23 protein-coding genes are annotated in these 19,819 nt (G+C 47.4%); 10 read left to right on the top strand and 13 right to left on the bottom strand.

Annotated features, from left to right (window positions below):
- The first annotated feature begins 58 nt into the window (after positions 1–58).
- The 7 genes from D829_RS0116050 (at position 59) to D829_RS0116020 (ending at position 5,937) form a co-directional block, all read left to right on the top strand.
- A complete protein-coding gene (locus D829_RS0116050; protein WP_017689934.1) occupies positions 59–517 on the top strand; it encodes a DinB family protein in 459 nt (152 codons plus the stop codon).
- Between the two features lie 106 nt (positions 518–623).
- Positions 624–752, top strand: coding sequence for a hypothetical protein (locus D829_RS34275; protein ID WP_017689933.1), 129 nt, complete (start codon positions 624–626; stop codon positions 750–752).
- A 26-nt stretch (positions 753–778) separates the two neighbouring features.
- A complete protein-coding gene (locus tag D829_RS0116040) occupies positions 779–1,483 on the top strand; it encodes a response regulator transcription factor (protein WP_026081203.1) in 705 nt (234 codons plus the stop codon).
- A 55-nt stretch (positions 1,484–1,538) separates the two neighbouring features.
- The gene (locus tag D829_RS0116035) at positions 1,539–2,672 is read left to right on the top strand and encodes a HAMP domain-containing sensor histidine kinase (protein ID WP_017689931.1); all 1,134 of its coding nucleotides are present in this window, start codon (positions 1,539–1,541) and stop codon (positions 2,670–2,672) included.
- Positions 2,673–2,771: 99 nt separating this feature from the next.
- Positions 2,772–3,419 carry a hypothetical protein gene (locus D829_RS0116030; protein ID WP_017689930.1) on the top strand — a complete coding sequence of 216 codons (648 nt, stop codon included), beginning with the start codon at positions 2,772–2,774 and terminating at the stop codon, positions 3,417–3,419.
- A gap of 20 nt (positions 3,420–3,439) precedes the next feature.
- Entirely contained in the window at positions 3,440–5,281 is a 1,842-nt protein-coding gene (locus tag D829_RS0116025; RefSeq protein ID WP_241230784.1) for a PBP1A family penicillin-binding protein, read from the top strand.
- Positions 5,282–5,391: 110 nt separating this feature from the next.
- The gene (locus tag D829_RS0116020) at positions 5,392–5,937 is read left to right on the top strand and encodes a DUF2569 domain-containing protein (protein ID WP_017689928.1); all 546 of its coding nucleotides are present in this window, start codon (positions 5,392–5,394) and stop codon (positions 5,935–5,937) included.
- Positions 5,938–6,067: 130 nt separating this feature from the next.
- Here D829_RS0116020 and D829_RS0116015 read toward each other — a convergent pair whose 3' ends face one another.
- The 12 genes from D829_RS0116015 to D829_RS0115955 all read right to left on the bottom strand — a co-directional run bounded on the left by D829_RS0116015 (position 6,068) and on the right by D829_RS0115955 (position 16,207).
- Positions 6,068–6,526 carry a threonine/serine exporter family protein gene (locus D829_RS0116015; protein WP_017689927.1) on the bottom strand — a complete coding sequence of 153 codons (459 nt, stop codon included), beginning with the start codon at positions 6,524–6,526 and terminating at the stop codon, positions 6,068–6,070.
- An 18-nt stretch (positions 6,527–6,544) separates the two neighbouring features.
- Positions 6,545–7,306, bottom strand: a complete 762-nt coding sequence (locus tag D829_RS0116010; protein ID WP_036661278.1) for a threonine/serine exporter family protein — start codon at positions 7,304–7,306, stop codon at positions 6,545–6,547.
- Between the two features lie 234 nt (positions 7,307–7,540).
- Entirely contained in the window at positions 7,541–7,846 is a 306-nt protein-coding gene (locus D829_RS0116005) for a hypothetical protein (protein ID WP_017689925.1), read from the bottom strand.
- A 64-nt stretch (positions 7,847–7,910) separates the two neighbouring features.
- Complete coding sequence (locus D829_RS0116000; protein ID WP_017689924.1) at positions 7,911–8,954, bottom strand: S66 peptidase family protein; 1,044 nt, start codon at positions 8,952–8,954, stop codon at positions 7,911–7,913.
- Between the two features lie 111 nt (positions 8,955–9,065).
- On the bottom strand, positions 9,066–10,382 hold the full coding sequence (locus tag D829_RS0115995; protein ID WP_017689923.1) for a DUF4179 domain-containing protein: 1,317 nt from the start codon (positions 10,380–10,382) through the stop codon (positions 9,066–9,068).
- Entirely contained in the window at positions 10,379–10,894 is a 516-nt protein-coding gene (locus D829_RS0115990; RefSeq protein WP_017689922.1) for a sigma-70 family RNA polymerase sigma factor, read from the bottom strand. Before D829_RS0115990 ends, D829_RS0115995 begins: the two co-directional genes overlap by 4 nt.
- A 173-nt stretch (positions 10,895–11,067) precedes the next feature.
- The gene (locus D829_RS0115985) at positions 11,068–11,595 is read right to left on the bottom strand and encodes an ankyrin repeat domain-containing protein (RefSeq protein ID WP_017689921.1); all 528 of its coding nucleotides are present in this window, start codon (positions 11,593–11,595) and stop codon (positions 11,068–11,070) included.
- Positions 11,596–11,629: 34 nt separating this feature from the next.
- Complete coding sequence (locus D829_RS34375) at positions 11,630–12,733, bottom strand: GNAT family N-acetyltransferase (RefSeq protein ID WP_346773280.1); 1,104 nt, start codon at positions 12,731–12,733, stop codon at positions 11,630–11,632.
- Between the two features lie 148 nt (positions 12,734–12,881).
- On the bottom strand, positions 12,882–13,292 hold the full coding sequence (gene flgB / locus D829_RS0115970; protein WP_017689919.1) for a flagellar basal body rod protein FlgB: 411 nt from the start codon (positions 13,290–13,292) through the stop codon (positions 12,882–12,884).
- Positions 13,293–13,476: 184 nt separating this feature from the next.
- Positions 13,477–14,292 carry an adenosylmethionine decarboxylase gene (speD, locus tag D829_RS0115965; RefSeq protein ID WP_017689918.1) on the bottom strand — a complete coding sequence of 272 codons (816 nt, stop codon included), beginning with the start codon at positions 14,290–14,292 and terminating at the stop codon, positions 13,477–13,479.
- 157 nt (positions 14,293–14,449) lie between these two features.
- Positions 14,450–15,028 (bottom strand): DUF1273 domain-containing protein, encoded by a 579-nt coding sequence (locus tag D829_RS0115960; RefSeq protein WP_026081201.1) that lies wholly within the window; start codon positions 15,026–15,028, stop codon positions 14,450–14,452.
- Positions 15,029–15,064: 36 nt separating this feature from the next.
- Positions 15,065–16,207, bottom strand: a complete 1,143-nt coding sequence (locus tag D829_RS0115955) for an RluA family pseudouridine synthase (RefSeq protein ID WP_017689916.1) — start codon at positions 16,205–16,207, stop codon at positions 15,065–15,067.
- 189 nt (positions 16,208–16,396) lie between these two features.
- On the opposite strand from D829_RS0115955, the gene D829_RS0115950 reads away from it, so the two are divergent.
- Positions 16,397–16,804, top strand: coding sequence for a hypothetical protein (locus tag D829_RS0115950; RefSeq protein ID WP_017689915.1), 408 nt, complete (start codon positions 16,397–16,399; stop codon positions 16,802–16,804).
- Between the two features lie 228 nt (positions 16,805–17,032).
- Here the strand turns inward: D829_RS0115950 and D829_RS0115945 are convergent, their stop codons facing one another.
- Positions 17,033–17,743, bottom strand: a complete 711-nt coding sequence (locus D829_RS0115945) for a GT-D fold domain-containing glycosyltransferase (protein WP_017689914.1) — start codon at positions 17,741–17,743, stop codon at positions 17,033–17,035.
- A 321-nt stretch (positions 17,744–18,064) separates the two neighbouring features.
- On the opposite strand from D829_RS0115945, the gene D829_RS0115940 reads away from it, so the two are divergent.
- Together D829_RS0115940 and D829_RS0115935 are read left to right on the top strand one after the other, a co-directional pair.
- Positions 18,065–18,754 carry a glycosyltransferase gene (locus D829_RS0115940; RefSeq protein ID WP_017689913.1) on the top strand — a complete coding sequence of 230 codons (690 nt, stop codon included), beginning with the start codon at positions 18,065–18,067 and terminating at the stop codon, positions 18,752–18,754.
- 18 nt (positions 18,755–18,772) lie between these two features.
- On the top strand, positions 18,773–19,762 hold the full coding sequence (locus D829_RS0115935; RefSeq protein WP_017689912.1) for an SDR family NAD(P)-dependent oxidoreductase: 990 nt from the start codon (positions 18,773–18,775) through the stop codon (positions 19,760–19,762).
- Positions 19,763–19,819 lie beyond the last annotated feature (57 nt).

Genomic DNA, 19,819 nt, shown 5'->3' with positions numbered 1-19,819 from the left:
TCTTGGTTGATAACCGATCATATGTTCTGTATAATGGGATAAAAAGGAAGTGTGACTGTTGATTCAATCTGCGTTCAAACATATTGACGTGGCCGTAACATCGTTGATTGATATATGTGATCAGTTGTCGGAAGAAGATTTGGCTTTGACTCCGATTGAAGGTAAACGGCCTGTTGGAGAATTGCTAGCCCATCTGTCTGTGATCTGCCGAGCGGATGTTTATATTTCCGAAGGTGCATCGGAGGAAGAGATGGCTCAATTCTATGCAGAGAATCAGGTGCATTCGCTCCGTGAGATCAAGCAGGCTCTGATCGATAATCAGATGTATCTATACCAACGTTACAGGCAGTTTAACACGGAAGAGTTACTACATGTGACGGATTCTTACTGGGGAGCATCTTATAGTCGGCTGGAGTGGTTACTTGAGATTATGGGGCATGTATATCATCACAGAGGACAATTGTATACGATGCTGACCCTGACGGGCAAAGAACCCGAATCAGTGCTTTTTAAATAGAAACGGATAAAATACATATAAGCATGTTATAGGAAACACAGTGGACTAAAGTAGGAATAGACCGACGATACTACACGCTATACGTGAAATAACGGAGGATTCGGGTGTGGTATGGATCCGGCAGGTGAAGCCGGAAGAGACGCTTGAAATGATGACCAAGATTGAACATGGCCGTGAAGATCATGATGATTTTCGCAGTTTCATCCCTCGGTGGTATACTTTGAACAGATCATGAATTATGGAAGGGAAAGGAATAATGCCGTGGCACAGCCAGCAACCATTCTGCTTGTGGATGATGAGCAGGAGATTATTAAACTGATGGAAATTTATTTTGGCAACGAGGGTTATCGGATTCTCACTGCGAATGATGGGCTTGAAGCGTTGGAGCAATTGAAAAAAGAGTCGATTGATCTCATTATTCTGGATGTTATGATGCCAAATATGGACGGAATCGAAGCTTGTATGAAAATTCGGGAAGAGCAGAAAATGCCGATTATTATGCTGTCCGCCAAAAGTATGGATATGGATAAAATCACAGGGTTAAGCATCGGTGCTGATGATTATGTGACCAAGCCGTTTAACCCGCTTGAACTTGTCGCACGGGCGAAATCCCAGCTGCGCAGGTATCATACCTTCAATGAAGGTCGGGAGAACAAAGAGCACGAGTGGGTTATTGATGATCTGGTCATTAATACCGATACACATGAAGTTTGGGTGGATGAGCAGCCGGTTCGTCTGACTCCGCGTGAATTTGCTGTTCTTGAATTACTGGCTCGTCACCAAGGTTCAGTACTCAGTATGGAACAGATCTATCGTCAGGTCTGGAAAGAAGAATTCATGGAGTCGAACAATACCGTCATGGTGCATATTCGCAAGATTCGTGAGAAGATTGAACTCGACAGCAAACATCCCAAGTTCATTCAGACAGTATGGGGTGTTGGTTACAAGATGATCAAACCGCAATAAACATGTACATCCACAGGATGTCATGTGACATGAACACAGGCAGGGAGTTCCTACTATGAATTCAAAGCTGATTAATACAGTCCGATGGAAATTTATCTATGCATTTCTGCTTAGCGGCATATTAACTGCAGTTATTTTGTACGGTGGCAGTCAGGTGGGGCAGACCATCCTGGAAGCTCAGACGTATCCAGATTATTCCATTCCAGCCCAAGGGATCAGGTGGTTGGTGAATAATATCGGTTCGGTGCCTTTGATGATTGTGGTAGGCGTGCTCGGTTTTGTGTTGTTTTTTTTCCTGTTCTCACGCAAGGTGATGCGGGTTCTGGATGAAATTACGGCGGGAATTCAGGAGGTTGCCAAAGGAGAGTTATCCCATCGCATCGAAGTGAAGACCTCGGATGAATTCGGAGTGGTCGCTGCAAGCATTAATCAGATGGCTGAACAATTGCAGTTATCGCTTCAGGAAGAGCGTAATGCAGTTGCTGCCAAAAACGATCTGATTACGGGGATATCACATGATCTGAGAACACCACTCACTTCTATTCTGGGATTTCTGGAGTACATCGAGAAGGATCGCTATCAGGATGAGATTGAGATGCGCTATTACGTTAGCATTGCCTATGAGAAATCCTTGACCCTTCGCAAGTTAATCGATGACTTGTTCGAATATACGCGTGTGAGTGGCGGGAGTCTTCCGTTATCGCTGCAAGCATTGAACCTGAATTCGTTTCTGATGCAGCTGGCTGAAGAGTTTGCTCCCATGCTGGAGGATGCTGGCATGACCTACAAGATCATCGGCGGGCAAGATCCACTATGGATACGGGCTGCTCCGGGGGAGCTTGTACGAGCATATGAGAATCTGTTCAGCAATGCCATTCGGTATGGTTCGCAAGGTAAACGAATGGAGATTGGGCTGGCCCTTGAAGGTAAAGAGGCTGTAGTCCGCATCAGTAATTATGGTGAGCCGATTCCGGCACAAGATCTGCCACATCTATTCGATCGATTCTATCGGGTAGATAAGTCCCGTTCCCGCGATACGGGAGGTACCGGTCTCGGTCTAGCGATTGCCAAATCGATGATTGAATTACATCGAGGAAGTATCGTTGCTTACAGTGAAAATGGCAGAACGGATTTTGTTACCCGTTTCCCTGTAACCGCTGCTTCACCAAGTAATTACTCAGAGGAATAATAATTAAGAATTTGGTAAGAAGTTAACGACTATCTCATTAAGAAATATTCGGTATGCTACCTCTATTACCATATTATTGTATAGAGGAGGATACCGAACATGAAGTCCCGATTCAGTACTGTAAGACTAAGATACATATACATTGCAGGAGCAAGCGCGTTACTCAGCGCAGCGCTCCTTTTTGTCGTTTATCACGTGTTGCGATTTGCGCATAACCACGTCCTTCCTGATACAGCATGGATAACGCGTATGATGAACTGGGGAATCAATCATATCGGAACAAAGCCGTTCTTCATCTTTATTGGGGGAGCCGTGTTTGCGATCTTTTTCTGGATTCGATCCCAGAAGATTGCGGAAGATCTGAGTCAACTTGCGCGCGGAACAGCCGAACTTGCATTGGGCCACAATCCTGGAAGAATTGATGTTCTAAGTGGTGGTGAACTACGACAAATTGCTGCCAATCTGAATGTAATTACGTTTCTCCTGCATGAGGAAGAAGACAAGGAGAACACTCAAACTATTTCTACACAGGTTGACCTACCGATAAAACTTACTCTCTACGGTATTCAATCTTCTCTGGATGAGATTATCCAAGGGCGGTGTCAGGACGAGATGGAAGTTCAGCATTGGGTCAAGTTGGCGTATGAACAGACATTGCTGCTTCATCATGCTCTGGAGATTACACAACGAGATAGACAGGAACACGAAGTTTCAATTGAACGGGTACACAAGGAGCCTGAATGTTGAAGCACGGGAGCAAGCGATGGATGTATTACGTTTTTGATGCTGCAGTGGTTGTAGTTTTGATGTTGACCCTTTTCTATCTCTATCTAATTACTTATGGCGAAGGAATGCTTCGCAATCGTCCAGAGGCCATGCAGGTGTCCTCTTCAACCATTATTACGAATGCAGAGGGGACTGAAATTTCGAGGTCGCATACGCAGACCAAAGGGTATTCCGAATATGCTGACCTGAACGCTATGCCAGATTTATTAAAGATGGCTTTTTTGGCTACAGAAGATCGACGTTTCTACAACCATGATGGACTGGATTTCATCGGTCTCGGCAGGGCCGTTGTGCAAGATATTATACATATGAATCTGAGTCAGGGAGGAAGCTCCATTACGCAGCAACTGGCAAGAAATCTGTATTTGAATGGGGATAAAACGTTGAGTCGAAAGGTGAATGAGATATCGATTGCGATGGCCCTGGAGAAGAAGTACAGCAAGGATGAAATTCTGGAAATGTATCTGAATCAGATCTACATGGGACGCCAGCAGTATGGTGTAAAAGCGGCAGCCTGGCGGTATTTCGGAATGAAGGATATGCACCAATTGAAACTATGGCAGATTGCTACATTAGCTGGAATGCCCAAAGGTCCATCCCTATACAATCCAGTAGATCATCCTGAACTTTCCAAACAAAGACGTGCCGTTATCCTTGGACTAATGCATGAACAGGGACTAATTACACGAAAGCAGATGCTCCAAGCCCGTGATGTCGATTTCACGCCGCCTGAAACCGTATTGAATGCAACAACTTCACCGGGCTTGAGCGAGCCCGCATATGTATCTGCCGTGGATGCTGTGATTCAGGAGGCTTCTCGGCTCACAGGTAAAAGTGAAGCAGAGATTCAATCGGCAGGTTGGGTTATTCAAACTGGGCTAGACGAACAGGCACAACTGGCGATGGAAGAAACATTTGCAGACGCTACCCGATTCCCCGATGATCGCCAAGACGAGCAGGTCCAGGCAAGTATGGTTATTATCGACCAGCACAACGGTGAAGTGAAAGCGATGATGGGTGGACGTAATCCTTTAAAAGGGGGCATCAACCGGGCGATTATGGATGCAAGGCAGCCAGGTTCATCTTTTAAACCGATTATTGCATATGGCCCTGCGTTGGAGTCGGGGAAGTTCAAGCCAGAGAGCATACTACCGGATAAACGCATGCAATATGGCAGCTATCAACCTTCCAATCTCGGTGGGCGTTACAGTGGTTCAATAGCCATGTCCCAAGCCTTGCAAAAGTCTATCAATGCCCCAGCCGTATGGCTGCTTCATGAGACCGGACTGAACGATGCACATCAATTTGCAGCACGGCTCGGTATTGAAATGGGGAAAGAAGATCTAAACCTCTCAATTGCCTTGGGAGGTGTGCATCAGGGAGTGTCGCCAATGAAGATGGCGCAGGCCTATACGGTGTTTGCGAATCATGGCAAATTGAATACAGCCCATCTGATACGCGAGATTACAGATTCACAAGGACGGACAATATTTGCTCATAAGTCGGAAAATAAGCAGGTAATCTCCTCCAGTACGGCGAATGCCATGACCAGAATGCTACAAAATGTAGTCAGTCAGGGAACAGGAAGCCGGGCACAACTCGGTCAGCACAAGGTAGCAGGGAAAACGGGAACAACACAGGCTGCATTACCTGGTGTGGGAAGAGAGGGCAATCGGGATTTGTGGTTTGTGGGCTATACGAGTAGCTGGACTGCGGCGGTCTGGATGGGATTTGATCATACGGATGAAGAACATTATATGAGGTCAGGAAGTGGTGTTGCAGCGGAGTTGTTTGCAACGGTAATGAAACGTGCTACGCAATAGAATGCAAGAGAGAGACCATAGTCCAGACGGTTCTTTCCTTCTCTTGGATAACACAGAATATAGCTTCTAATGTATAATACGTGTCTTATCTATCGTAAAAGGAGGCTGAAATGAACTATAAATATAGGAACTCGGAACTGGATACAAGCTCGCTGCAGCCTAAAACTGGTATCAGACCCGAACCGCCTGTCATCTCAGGATTAGGCGGCTGGCTTATTTTAATTCAGATTGGCCTGTGGGTCTCACTGGTGCTTCTGATCGCGGATATGTCGCAGGTAAATGTCATTATGGATCCGGTAAGATGGGAGGGTGTCCGTGGTGTTGATCCGGAACTTTATACTGAAGGGATACGCCCGCTCCTTTGGTTCGGGGTCATAAGCAGCGTCATTTTACTAATGATTGTTATCGTGAATCTCGCATTGTTGTATAAGAAAAAGAAACAGTTTCCACGCATGATGATTGTGCTGTGCATTGTGAATGTATTCATTGGAGTCATGACATGGATCATGATCGCACGAATCGAAGTTCCAAGAGAACAGCATGTGCTTGATCCAACATCAGCATTTAATTTAACAATCCGATCGCTTCTGACATGTTGTATCTTTATCCCGTATTTCCTAAAGTCGGTACGTGTGAAAAATACGTTTGTAAAGTAAATAGACTTCTTTGATTGTCTCACTGCACTATAGTGCTCTATAGGATAGTGACACGTAAGGCCCGTTGTTATACAAGATTTTATCCTGTATGCTAACGGGCCTTACGTGTGCTGATATGTGAAAAGAATAGTCATTTCGATGATGATTTTGCCCGAAGGGAGGCGGGAATTTGGCGTATCATCTGGTTTAATACCTCAGAGAGCACAAGGCCTACGGCAATAGCGCCGGATAACATGAGTGCCTTGGCGGCCATCTCCATAGCGGCACTGTAGTCATTTTGCACAAAACTTCGCATCGCATTATACGCCAGTCCACCAGGAACCAGAGGAATGATGCCTGCGACGCTAAAGATGATAACGGGTGCTCGAAACATGCGAGAGAATAGCTGACTGATGACACCTACGGCTATGGTCGCTGCAAGTGTAGCAGGCACCGCATCCGCTGCATATTCAAGCACGATATAGATAATCCATCCGATCATGCCGACAAATCCACCGTGGAGCAGCATGCGCCGTGGTGCGTTGAAGATGATCCCAAACGCGGCTGAAGCGACAAAACTGGTTAAGGCTTGTTCAATAAAATGGAGCATATCCTGCATTCCTCCGTCTTACATAAAAAGTGAAAATACAACTGCAATGCCGGTACCTATGGCAAAGGCGGTCAGAAATGCCTCGGCTCCCTTGGATAATCCGGATACGAGATGTCCGGCCATCAGGTCGCGTACAGCGTTGGTAATCAGCAGTCCCGGAACCAGCGGCATAACCGAACCGATAATAATTTTGTCCCGTTCATGACCCACTCCCATATAGATCAGGAGAAAAGCGAGTAACCCAATGACGAAGGATGCCGTAAGCTCGGCAAAGAATTTGACCCGTACCAACCGGTGAAAGGCAATAACGGCTGCATAACCTATACCCCCGCAGATCAGCGCCGGAAGAAAGTCGCTCCAGCCCCCGCCAAACATAATGGTAAAACAACCACTGGATAACGCTGCGGCTGTAAGCTGCACAGCCGTTGAATAGGAGGAGGGCTTGCTTTCTATCTGTACCAACAGATCATGGGCTTCCTGAGCGGATAGCTCACCTTGTCCGATGCGGCGGGAGACTGCATTCACCTCGGAGACCTTGTCCAGATCCGTCGTACGCTCGGAGATACGAATCAGCTTGGCGGGTTCGGTTGCATCAACAGAGAAGAAGATGCCTGTCGGAACAACGTAACTGTGCGAATGGGGTAAACCCAGCGCTGCCGCCATACGTTTCATCGTATCTTCCACACGGTAGGTTTCACCACCGCTTTGCAGCATGATTTTGCCTGCGAGCAGACAGATTGCAATTACGCGGGATTGTTCAGTAGGGTTGCTGTCAATCATACCCGTCTCGGCTTGTGATACGGGTGATGAATCATGACGTATGTATTCCAACCGGATCAAGCTCCGTTTCATATGAGATATGGGTGGTGCGACACCATTGTATCATATTTCACACGCTCGCAAGGAATCATACCGCACCATTGCCAAGACCATAAAAAAGCTTCGTTCCCAATACTTGAAGATCTCAGGAGCGAAGCTTCTTGGAACAGGTTCGGATATAAAGGCACAGTACCACTACATTAACAGTGTGATAACTAACAATTCATACAGCACAAGCGGCAAAATCGTTGGTCCAAACAAGGCGCGCGGTTCAGGGTATCCATGCATCGGGGTAACCTGGAGATACAAAATCCCCCGGTCTGCACTGATGATGACACCTTCCCACACTTGCCCATCGATATTCTGGACTTGTACCTTCTTGCCTATATGCTGCCGGGCTGTATGATGAAGCATATTCCGCACACTTTGCACGGATTGAAGCGTCGGTTGATTGGCTTGATACACGACACGCATGGATGGCGTGGATGTGGATTCAGACATGATGCACAACCCTTCCTCAAAATAAGTTCTTACTTCAAGGTATGCATCTGCCTATAAAAGGTGATTACACAAACGCCATCTCAAGGCTCCCGCGTCCATTTTCATAAGCGACTTTGCCCAATGCTCCATTCACAAAGGTGAGCTGGGGCGGAATATGGCCGAGATCCACATCGTACAGTACAGGGACATCCAGATCCCCAAGCGCAGAGGATAGGGCATCGGTAAAATTGAAATCGGCTGTATCGGAATAACCCGCAGGTCGACCGAACATGAAACCTTTCACCCCTGCAAACCAGCCAGCCTGTTTCATCTGCCACAGATGACGATAGATATCCCCCGCGTTCATCTCACAGCTCTCCAGATACCAGATGGTTCCTTCGTCTGCACAGTACTGATCCAAATACGATTGGACGGGTGCATACGGCGTACCAATCAGACAAGTGATCGTATCCATACAGCCGCCGATCAGCCGACCGGAGAACGCCACAGCGGTATCTGCATCTTCCGAGTGGCCGAGCTGTTTCCATTGCGAAGGTGTATCCAGATTAAATCCAGGCAATTCCGGTTTCCATGCTGATTGATAATGTGTGGAAGACGATTGTGTGATCTGTCCGCCGTATTTGGTCTGTAACACATCAATCCAGCGTGCAGTCACGGGATCGAGGGCGTTTGATCTTAGATCAACATAATTGGTGCCATGTGCGGATGCTGTTCCGGTGATCAGGGTGTATGCGAACAGGAAGGTGCTGATATCCGAATATCCCATGACCCATTTGGGCGGTAATGTTTTCAAAGCTTCCCAATCCAGCAGGGGCAGGATATCCATGAGAAACTCCCCACCCCATGGAGGGATAATGGCTTGAATATTTGGATTGCGGAAAAATTCATTCATCTCTTCGGCGCGTTCTTCTTTGGAGGCACTCACACATTTGGTGTTATGGCGGAGCGATGGGCTCTCCATCACGCCAAAACCAAGGCGCTCCATATTGCGTTTGCTCTCCTCAAGATAATGGTATAGGGATTCGCCTACACCGCTGGAGGGGGCTGCCACACCGATCATGTCCCCTTGCGCGAGTGGTTGCGGATAACGGATGGAACGATTATTCATTGTGGAAACACCCTTTCCTGTGAACATATCGATGTAATGTAGATGTTTAATATTATCATTATAGTGCATGATTACTTCATGTGGCTTGCAATTATGGCTGTTACATTTCTTTTAGGGAGTCACAGGAATTTCGATAGAGAACGGTACACGAATTTGATCAGGGTAAGAGAATATTTCCATTGTCAGATTTCCTTTGGCTGCGGCTCCATTTTTAATGACAACTCTTGCTTCAAAGACAGAAGGGCTCCAGCCTACTTCATTAATCTCGAAAGGGTTCCCTTTACTGTCCTCGATATTGGTAAATGATAGCCCTGAAGTAGCATTTTGAGCATCTGCAATTGAAAACTCGAGGATCAGATTTTTGCCCTGGACCGTACTTTGCAGCAATTTCAAACTCGATGGGCCGCCATGTATTTCACCTGGAGATGGATCGATGCTGATAACCAGTTCATCCTTATTCACTGCTGAAAGGCCAGATCCTTGCAGAGTCAGTTTTTTCGGAGTGGAGAAGTCCATGCTTTCGAAAAAGACGGAACTTCCAGAGCCTCCGATGGAAGATGAATCGGTTCTCCATGCTCGGCCTTGCTCATCTACCAAGTGCAGATCACGAATGCCAAAGATTTTTTTGGTGTTGTTCCGATCATATTCGATGTCAAGTACAAGGCGAGTGGGATACAGAACGGCCTGTTTTACATGAATACGCTGCCCGTCCACGGTCATAGTTTGGTTTACGGGAATGATTTTTTTCATACCTTTTGTTAAGCTGTGATCCACGGGGAAGGTGACCTTCCACTTATTATTCGTTTTCTTACCTCGTTCCTTAAATATAACGGTTAGCTCTTGTGGCGGTAAAGATTCTATGAATGAGACATCGATTTTATCCTCATAAATGCCATTTTCTGAAGCGGGCTTAGGAGAGAAATAGCTAAACGCAACAGGCAGTTGTTTTCCATCTCTATCAAGTAAATCGATATCATATCTACCCTTCTCCAGATCTTTCATGCCTTTCATCGTGTAAAAAATGACCATACGTGACTCGTCTGTGATAATGCCTTCAACGGTCAATGAAGTACCATCATGCTCGTCGGTGACACCTACCTGCTGTAAGAGGGACTTATCAATCGCCATCATTAATCCTTTGTCCTGGCGAATCATGCTCACAATGCCTTCCATTCCCGGCAATTGTTCCACCAAGGACGCAAAAGCGGGAGAGACACGGATACATCCGGTAAACAGCAGGATGAGGGCCGCTGCCGAGATGGAACTCATATACCAACGCAGCCGGGACTTGCGCTTACGGGCCGCCTGGCGAACTCCCGCTTGCACAGCCTGATAGGTAGCATCCGGTACAGGCATGGTTTCGTATTCTGTCTTGCGAGCATTCAGCCGTTTTTCCAATGCGTCAAATGATTTTTGTTCATCCGTCATGAGGATGTATCTCCTTTCGTTTCCAGTTGATCACGGAGCTGTCCGAGTGCCCGATGTAATCGGGATTTTACAGTTCCGGTCGGGATTTCGAGAATATCGGCAACTTCAGTTAAGGAGAAGCCTTCGAAATAACTCAGAATAATAATCTGTTTGCAATCCCGGTCAAGGGTGGAGACGGCGGCGGCAAGATCGGGGTCCGCAGGACGATCCCAACTGCTGGATTCATGAATCTCGGTGACGGGACTGAACCGACTTTTGCGTTTGCGTTCGTCCGCACAGTAGTTGAGCAGAATGCGGATGAGCCAAGTACCGAAGTAAGATGGCTCTTTTAATTTTTTGAGTTTACGGAACGCCCTGAAGGTTGATTCCTGAATCGCTTCCAGCACATCACCTTCGTTGTGCAGGTAGGCATAGGCGATACGGTACAGTTGGCTCTGATGTAATTCCATTAAGGCTGCAAAAGCCTCGGCATCCCCTTTTTGTGCGGCGATGGTGAGCTGAATAGGGGTCACATGGCTCCTCCTTTCATGGATATGTTGAGTATTAGACCGTGTAAAGCGTCAAACGGTTCTTGTTTTCTGAAAAAAGGTATGTAATCGAACAACAAATAACCGTCAGACCTTCTCTTTGTACTCCAAAAAGAGTCCTGACGGTTATTTGCGGTATTGCTCACGTTATCTAATCATTATTGCTGACGTGCTGTAATAGCTGCTCGCAGACATGAAGCTGTAGACGTGTTACCACGTTCAAGTGAAATATCCATTGCGGTTTGGCCCGCTGAGTTTAGCACGTTTGGATCAGCTCCATGCTGAAGTAACATCTCGATAAGTTCGATCTGATCCGTATGAAATGCTGCGGAGTGCAACGCATATTGTCCATCACTATCCAGAATGCTCGTGGATGCCCCATGTTCGAGTAAAAGTTGGATAACTTCTGGCGAACGTTCTCCCGCAAGTGCGGCATGCAGTGCAGTATTGGACGGAATAAAGGAAATCTTGGAATGAGAAAGGGTGTTAACATCGGCTCCATGCTCCAGAAGAAGACGAACTGCGCCTGCTTGTCCATAATGAGAGGCATATCCCAGCGGAGTTAACCCATCCTGATTTTCAGTATTGGTGAGTTCCGGGTGAGAAGCGAGCAATAATTGCAGGTTGGCCACATCTCCCGCCTGTGCAGCCTGAAATAGTTGATTCATCTGTTCTGCATGATTCATAAAGGAATACCTCCATCTGATAGAATATTAGAATTTACAGGGATTCATCATACAGCTTCTTCACAGCTTCCAGCCCAGGCACGGCAAAGCAGGCGAGTGGAGAGGGAAGATCATTCAATGGGAACCAGCCGATCTCACCAATGGCTCCGCCTTCTTCCAGATTACGAGCATGGCCGCCAATCACCTTGGTGGAATAGAGCACGGATATCCAATGTTCTTTCTGTTGTGGCTGGATCGTCTCCGCCGTGCAGAGCAGACTGTCAATGGCGATATCCAGATTCACTTCCTCCTTGATTTCACGGATGACGGCAGTTTCCAATGATTCATAGGGATCTACTTTCCCGCCAGGAATACTCCAGGTGTGCTGCTCGGGCTGACGATTCCGCCAGGCGAGAAGCACTTCGCCCCGTTCATTCAGGATGACCGCACCTACGCCGATGCGAGGTGATATTTCAGATTCACCTTTTGAATCTGACCTTAATTCCGACAAGGACAGCGCAGCTTGTTCGTTCCCATTACGCTGTGAGAAACCACCCGCTACCCTATCCCCAGATTCAGGAGTACGAGTAGATTGGAATGACAAGGGAAGCCCAGCCTGTGCGGACCATTCTTCGGCAAGGATACTCATCGAGATCAGGTCATAATGCATGCCATCCCGCAAAACTGCAGAACGCTGGCGACCCTCTTCCCGGAATCCTGCTTTCAGGTACGCACGTCTCGCGGCTTCATTGTATTCGATGACTTCCAGCGCAATCCGGTTCAGGTTCAATTCGTGGAATCCATATCGAAGAATTAGAGCAAGGGCATCACTGCCGTAACCTTTACCCCGATCACTTTCTTCGCCGATACCAATGGCCAGACGAGCGGAGCGATTGTTCCATTCAATCCGGTAGAGGGCTGTGAATCCAATGAATCGGTTACCCTCCAGTGTACGTAATGCAAATTCAAATCCGTTGTCTCGGCGGACAGAGGAGGACCCTGTCTCATCCGGCGTTAACGGGATCGCGATATCGGTATCCATGTTGCGTAAATATTCATAATCGTCTGTGAAGCGGGAGAGACGCATGCAATCTTCCGGGCATGGGGCCGCTAATCTGACTTTGGAACCTAGAAAACCATTTAAATGACGTGGAGACATGTTGCACCTCTTTTATACGATATGAAATCATTCGTTTCTTCCCATTATACTACGAACAGGAGAGGATACCGAGAAATGGAACCGATTTGGATATATTCCGGTGAAAAACAACAAAAAAAAGCAGCCATCGCGGGCTGCTGTACATTCATTATTTCAGATCATTCAATAAATTCTTCATTTTTTTGTAATGTCCACTGACCCGATCAACCATGTAGTTATACATGAGCTGATTCTCCGAAAGATTCGCCATTTCCTTGTCAATGTCAACGTTATTGTTGTTATTGTTCATGGCTGTTTCGTTGTTCTCGACAATTCGGTACTGTACGATGGAAGAATTGGGATCACTGATAGGAAAGTGTTTGTCATGAGTCCGCTTCATGGTGAGCTGATCTGTTTTGCCATTCTCAACGATCCGTCTCAGCTCTTCCTGAAACTCTACCGTTTTCTTTTTGTAGTTGGGCGTGTCTGCATTGGCTATGTTGTTGGTAATGGCATTGTGCTGTGCAGTAAGCGCTTGTAACAGTGATTCGTTACGTCTTGTCGTATTCGTTTCGATCACGGGCTCAGTCTCCTTCACTGCAGTTTGATACAGTTACTTCTATAATAAGAAATAAAGTTGCACACTGTCAACATAACTAAGAAAAAGACAAGCACATGCCGGAGGTCCCCCGAAAAGAAGAACCCTGCCTTCATGAAATCTTGTCTTAGACCTTGCCCTTATGGATCAGCGTTGAACAACCTCTTTAAGAGGGACGATTAATATTTTTGCCGTAATAGATCTCGTCCATCTCCAGCTTCAGCCATTCTGTAATCTCCTGTTGTTCCTTCTTGCTGAGCTTATCCTTGGTGTACCCAAACAGATAATTGTCGAGATCGAATTCCCTTAGTTTACACTTGGTGTGAAAAATATTCTCCTGATAGACGTTCACGTCAATCATGTCAAAGCTGCTCTTAATCTCGTCCGGAATATAATTCTGAATTGAGCCGATCTCATGGTCAATGAACAGCTTGCGCCCACTTGTATCCCGTGTGAAGCCACGCACCCGGTAATCCATCGTCATAATGTCCGTATCAAATGAGTGGATCAGATAATTCAGCGCCTTAAGCGGTGAGATCTCACCACAGGTGGAGACATCAATGTCCGCACGGAAGGTACTGATACCTTCACTAGGATGAAATTCAGGGTAGGTGTGCACAGTGATATGGCTTTTATCCAGCTGCATGACAACGTTATCGGGCAGAGGGCCGGGAGATTCATCGAGTGATTCTTCGGGGATCTCCACGATTGGACCTTCGGAGACAAGCATCGTCACACTCGCACCTTGAGGCACGTAATCCTGCTGCGCAACATTAAGAACGTGGGCTCCGATGATATCGGAGACGTTGTTCAGAATTTTACTCAACCGGTCGGCGTTATACTGTTCATCAATATATTCAATGTAAGCTTCGCGTTCGTCTTTGGTTTTGGTATAACAGATATCGTACATATTAAAGCTGAGCGACTTGGTCAGGTTGTTGAATCCATGCAGTTGAATGCGCTGCTCTGGCGTAATTGTCATGGCTGCAGTTCCCCTTATCCCATACGACATATCATCGCAGTTATAATACTACTTATACCCAACCTGCCTCGAAAAAAAACATATGTACGTCATTCAAAATACGATTCCCCTCTGATGACAGCTATGCATGAATGGACTTGAGATGATCTACATTTTTTCAGAATGAAGAATCGTCGAAATCTGCAATATCATTCATGCGCTCATCCTCAGCTACTGATTGGATATCCTCCGAAGTGACACTGATGATTGTATAGTCCTCGTTCTGCTGTTTCTTCACGGCTTTTTCCTTCACAAAACGGGGGCTGCCTTCCCCGGCATCTTCGTCATAGACGAGCAGAAGACCGTCACTTTTGCGCAGCAACAGGTCATCCCGTGCAGTGAACTGCCACGGCCCGATATAAGGTTGATTGCTAATCGCACCGTAATAGTCCACACCCGAGAGGATGGAACGGTAATACTCCTGCTTGTCTTCTTTCCATTGCTCTTCCGGGTTCTGAAAGGCAGTGATGATCGACAGTTTCAGATGTGGGTACGTCTTCTTCAGATCAATCACCACTTCGCAGGCCCACAGGTCCACACCGTATTGTCCCGGCGTCAGCACCCATTCCAGACCATCCTCGACAAGGGGAGTGAGGCGGGAGGAGATGGCTTTTTTAATAAAAGGAATACCTTCATGCTTCTGTCCAAAAATCTGCAATTCATGTGCCCGGTAACCGGTGATCAACAGGTTTTTCAGTGTCCGTTCCTCCTTTCAGGCATGATCAAGGTGCAGTTATTTCGCAGGTGGAGCATCTGCACGGAACGGATACAGGAATGGCTTCGGAATATCCGTTTCGAATGACATCAACTCATCCGTTGTCGGATGAATAAATGAGAGTATGCGTGCATGAAGTCCGAGACGGCCGAGGTCTCTCGTACGTGCACCATATTTTCTGTCACCGGCAATCGGATGTCCGAGATCTTCCATATGCACACGAATCTGATTTTTACGCCCTGTCTCCAGACGCACTTCCAACAGGGAGAACTCACGGTTCGACTTCAGACGTTTGTAATGTGTGATGGCATGTTGTCCATCATTCGGACGAGAGCTAGAGTACATTTTCAGCGTTTTGGTTTCCTTCAACCAGGAAGAGATGGTGCCTTCTTCTTTGGCTACTGAACCTTCAACAAGGGCAACGTAGACGCGGTCCTGCACATTTTCCTTCCAGTTGTTTTGCATCTTCTGCTGCACCTCTTCACTTTTGGCAAACATCATCACACCCGATGTATCCCGATCCAGACGATGGACGACAAAAATCCGGTTCAGCGGATTGGTGCGACGTACATGCTCTGTCAGTTGGCGATAAGCCGTCAGGTCATCCGTCTTGTCAGCGGCAATGGACAACAGTCCAGCTTCCTTGCGGATCACAATGATATCATCGTCTTCATGCAAAATGTTAATACCCGTCAAGGACGGAGCAGCGACTGCACCCTCTTTTTTGATATATACAATCTGACCTGGCGTCAGCGCTTCATTAAACTTGGTTACGACCTTCTGATCCACGGATACCTGTCCACGACCCAGAATGGACTTCACTGCGTTCCGTCCTGATTTCAAATGCTGCAACAGGAAGTTCAACAGTTCGTCAGGTTCGGTCACTTTGTACTGGCGTGGTGGTTCCTGCTTGCGATAATAGGAATTGCCTGGTCGTTTGGATGCGCTGGCGTTTTTGGATTTGTTACCTCCAGCTTTCTTCGGTGCGGCCAATGATTTGGCAGTTATTGGTTTTTTATTCTCCTCCGTATTGCGTGATGCGGAAGCTCCTGATGATTTTGAGAAGTTAGATTTGCCGGAACGTGCTGTAGATGAACCTGCGTATGTTTTTCCCTTGGCCGAGGCCGATGTCTTGCCTGTTGGACGTTTGCGTTTATTCATGAATAATAATCTCCTTCTGAACAGCCTGTACCGCTTGTGTGCATACGATCCGTTCATTTCGTTATGCAGTTCAATATACCACTAACAGTCGACAAATAAAAATAGGTTCATGGAATCTGCTATACATCCAATCCGAAGAGTTGTGAGATTCATAGGATATGTTATCCCATAGCATTGGAGGTGTTACTGATGGGCGTGTTTCTCGATATGAGAACTTCGATGAACTCGGCAACCGTAGGACAGCCCGGTTTATCTCTAAGTCCATCCCCGGAAGCATTCGGCGCAATTGGTCTTCAGACCCAGGGTGTGGCGAATCCTATTATTACGTTGAACGGGACAGTAGGTGTTACGGGAGAACTGGGAGATACCTTTGTGGTGGAGCTGGTACGGGGATTCCTATATGATCCATTCTATGTCATCTACCGTGCTGAAGGTACGGTTGGACAGAATGGCGGTGCCGAATTTCATTCGTTCACTGCCCAGGATCTGTCTGCACCACCAGCATTGGAAAGTGTGTATACTTCGTTCATCTCGGGCGTGTCCACAGCAGTAAGAACCGGACCGGAGATGTTATACGGTATTGCAGCTACCAGCTAGTTATGAAAAATGTCATGTGAACACGCAGAGTGCTTTAATATCGCTTCGCCCAAGGTAGAGCTCGCTTCATACCCTAGAAACCCCAGAAATGCACGAAAATGTAGCGATAGGTTTCGACTAGCGCTCAGCATGAAACCCCCGGCTCAACAAGGAGTCGGGGGTTTTTGTCATACAAGCATATGCATGTTTCGAAGCAGCTACCGATCTGGAGGTGGAGGGACCCAAGAATCAGTTGGCACGGCCTTTCAGAATAATGTTGTTGGCTTTGCCAAAGTCGATGGCAACTTTGCCTGCGAGTGCAGCTGTTCGCTCAGCAAGGATAACCGCGTTGACGCCGCAGGAGAAGAGAGCGACATCGAAAGTATGCTGATTATTCTGAATCCAGTGCAGCGTTTCATCCATTTGATCATAGCTGTCGAAGGGCAGGGCAGTCACAATGTTCAGATTATACGGCTCACGTTCAAGCGTGTCACGCAGTGCCTCGATCTCACGAGTAACGAGTAACACACGCTTGCCTGCAAGCATCTGCCAGAAACGCGGATTCTGCGCCAGTTCCCGATTGACACAGGCGTGACAAGTCATCGGAGGAGAGATGCCAAAGTGTGCAAACACCATATCGGTCAGGGGTCTTTTGAGATAATCCGGAGCGTTGATGGTATTGTCACCACGGGGAAGAATCCCGACGATACTCGCACGTTGCAGGGAAGCGGCCACTTCGTCACGGAGCTGCACGTTGGGAAGGCGCAGTCCCTTTTGTCCTAAATTGGCCTTAATGGCCCAACGCTCCTGAAGCACCTGTTCCGTGGGCAACACCGTTTCTTGAGACATGACGATATTCTCGCCATCACCGACTCTTACAAGAGACAGCGGTCGGTGTTCCAGAAGTGCCGCTTCGAGCTGATCAAGCACACCTTCCATTTCAAGATAGATCGAATTCATTTGATGGGTTGCCTCCTTTGAAAATTGAACTGTTCTATTCTATGTTGCGACTACCGTAACGATATGTACGTTCGACCCAAAGGGCGCCATCCTTGGTTGAATATCAATCTATTTATATGAAAGTTAGTACATCTGTCGGTACCGCTTCTATCAACGTTTCATATGTTATAGAGTGCTGGATTGGCAAGCGAGATGTCGCTTGTAAGCGATCAGATAGATAGAAGATGGTCTTGGTAGGAAGACGGCATCAAAACTATGAAAACAATCTGAGTCAGTATCCGACAAACGTAACTTGCAGCGTTCATGAGGAGGAGGAATGTTATGTCCAGAAAAGTTGTGATTGAGATTAACTTTAACAATTACGGAATGGACCCGCAGCGATTAACGCGGGAGTGGCTGGAGCGTCGGATGAGCATCTTCCGCACGTTCACATTGCATTGCCTGAAGGCACAGACGAATCAGGATTTCCTCACAGTGGTGAAGCTGTCCAAGGAATCGGGGGACTTGATGCGGGAGATTCTGGCGGATCAGGAGCCGCTTCCTTCGAATATTCGTTTTGGAACCAACATGGAGAGTGTGCGTGCCATTTTGGCGTTTGCCAAAGGTTCGGAGCAACTCTATATTGCCCGTCTGGATTCGGATGATCTGTATCATAAAACCTTTGTTCAACAGCTCTACGATATTCAACCCCAGCCTCAGACGATGGCATTGATTAACCAGAACGGATATCTGTGGGACAGTGTGAATAACGAGATGGCCCCAGCGTTTCACCGTTCTCCGCAATTCTATGTCTACTTATATAAGACAGCCGAATACGCAGCAGGATACCGGGTCAAGCTTCCGGGCAGAGGTACACATGGCAATGTCATTGAACTGCCGCACGAGCTGCTTGCTCCGCGCAATTATGTCAACATCGTGCATTCGAGCAATACTTCAACCAAAAAGGTACCGCCCAAAGACCGGTTAAGCCGGGATGAGATGGCAAAGGTACTACGCGAATTCATGATCTGATCAGGGAGGGATTCATCCATGATTCAAGGACAAACGATTCTGATCACTGGAGGAACAGGCTCCTGGGGTCAAAAGCTGACTGAGGTGTTGCTGGAGCAGAACCCGGCTGAGATTCGCCTCCTGTCACGTAATGAATACGCCCAGATTGCGATGCAGCGAGAGTTCAACCATGATCCGCGTCTACGATTCATCATTGGGGATATCCGCGATTATCGGGCAGTGGAAGATGCATGCAGAGGTGTGGATGTGCTCTTCCATCTGGCTGCGCTGAAGCATGTTCCGGTCTGCGAGGACCAGCCGGATGAAGCGTTCAAGACCAATGTGATCGGGACGCAGAATATTATTCGGGCTGCGATACGTATGCAGGTTGCCAAAGTCATCGATGTGTCCACTGATAAGGCAGTAGATCCGATTAACGTATACGGCATGACAAAGGCCTTGGGTGAAAAGATGATGATCCGTGCCAACTGGCTAAGTGAAGGTACCCGGTTTGTCTGTATCCGTGGGGGCAATGTGCTTGGAACCAGCGGTAGTGTCGTGCCCCTGTTCCGTCGTCAGATCGATGAAGGCAAAAGCCCGACCATTACGGACAAAGGCATGACCCGTTTTTTCCTGACGCGTACCGAAGCTATACATTTATTGCTTAAGGCGGCTGAGGCGGCTGTGGGCGGAGAGACCTTTGTGATGAAAATGAAAGCTTGCAAGATGACGGAACTTGCATCCGTCATGTTGGAACAGGCAGGTCGTCCATCCTTCGATTATAAGGTGACGGGCATACGTCCAGGCGAGAAATTACATGAAGTGCTGATCTCGCCCTTTGAAGCGCCGCGTACGTACCAATACGATGCGCAGTATTATGTCATCCTGCCGGAGCACAAGGACAAGAGCATGACGGATCAGTACAGCAGTCTGTCTCGTGTGAACTTCTCCGATTATCGCTCGGACAGTGCCATGATGAACAAGTCAGCGATTGCCCGGTTTTTGCGTGCAGGTGGCTATATCGATTAGGGTGTGTCTCAAAACTCGTTCGGAGTTTTCAGACACGCCCATCGAAGGGAGGCGGAG

The sequence above is a fragment of the Paenibacillus sp. PAMC 26794 genome (genome assembly GCF_000316035.1).
Taxonomy (GTDB): Bacteria; Bacillota; Bacilli; order Paenibacillales; family Paenibacillaceae; genus Paenibacillus.
This window is presented reverse-complemented; position numbering and strand designations above follow the sequence as displayed.

Bases quoted from the DNA above. Each gene is read 5' to 3' on its own strand.
- D829_RS0115955 (WP_017689916.1), bottom strand. From the start codon at position 16,207: ATGAATAAACGCAAACGTCCAACAGGCAAGACATCGGCCTCGGCCAAG.
- D829_RS0116030 (WP_017689930.1), top strand. From the start codon at position 2,772: ATGAAGTCCCGATTCAGTACTGTAAGACTAAGATACATATACATTGCA.
- D829_RS0115945 (WP_017689914.1), bottom strand. From the start codon at position 17,743: ATGAATTCGATCTATCTTGAAATGGAAGGTGTGCTTGATCAGCTCGAA.
- D829_RS0116000 (WP_017689924.1), bottom strand. From the start codon at position 8,954: ATGAATAATCGTTCCATCCGTTATCCGCAACCACTCGCGCAAGGGGAC.
- speD (WP_017689918.1), bottom strand. From the start codon at position 14,292: ATGACAATTACGCCAGAGCAGCGCATTCAACTGCATGGATTCAACAAC.
- D829_RS0115950 (WP_017689915.1), top strand. From the start codon at position 16,397: ATGGGCGTGTTTCTCGATATGAGAACTTCGATGAACTCGGCAACCGTA.
- D829_RS0115995 (WP_017689923.1), bottom strand. From the start codon at position 10,382: ATGACGGATGAACAAAAATCATTTGACGCATTGGAAAAACGGCTGAAT.
- D829_RS0115935 (WP_017689912.1), top strand. From the start codon at position 18,773: ATGATTCAAGGACAAACGATTCTGATCACTGGAGGAACAGGCTCCTGG.
- D829_RS0115940 (WP_017689913.1), top strand. From the start codon at position 18,065: ATGTCCAGAAAAGTTGTGATTGAGATTAACTTTAACAATTACGGAATG.
- D829_RS0116010 (WP_036661278.1), bottom strand. From the start codon at position 7,306: ATGATTGACAGCAACCCTACTGAACAATCCCGCGTAATTGCAATCTGT.
- D829_RS34375 (WP_346773280.1), bottom strand. From the start codon at position 12,733: ATGTCTCCACGTCATTTAAATGGTTTTCTAGGTTCCAAAGTCAGATTA.
- D829_RS0116015 (WP_017689927.1), bottom strand. From the start codon at position 6,526: ATGCTCCATTTTATTGAACAAGCCTTAACCAGTTTTGTCGCTTCAGCC.
- D829_RS0116020 (WP_017689928.1), top strand. From the start codon at position 5,392: ATGAACTATAAATATAGGAACTCGGAACTGGATACAAGCTCGCTGCAG.
- D829_RS0116035 (WP_017689931.1), top strand. From the start codon at position 1,539: ATGAATTCAAAGCTGATTAATACAGTCCGATGGAAATTTATCTATGCA.
- D829_RS0116005 (WP_017689925.1), bottom strand. From the start codon at position 7,846: ATGTCTGAATCCACATCCACGCCATCCATGCGTGTCGTGTATCAAGCC.
- D829_RS0116025 (WP_241230784.1), top strand. From the start codon at position 3,440: ATGTATTACGTTTTTGATGCTGCAGTGGTTGTAGTTTTGATGTTGACC.
- D829_RS0115985 (WP_017689921.1), bottom strand. From the start codon at position 11,595: ATGAATCATGCAGAACAGATGAATCAACTATTTCAGGCTGCACAGGCG.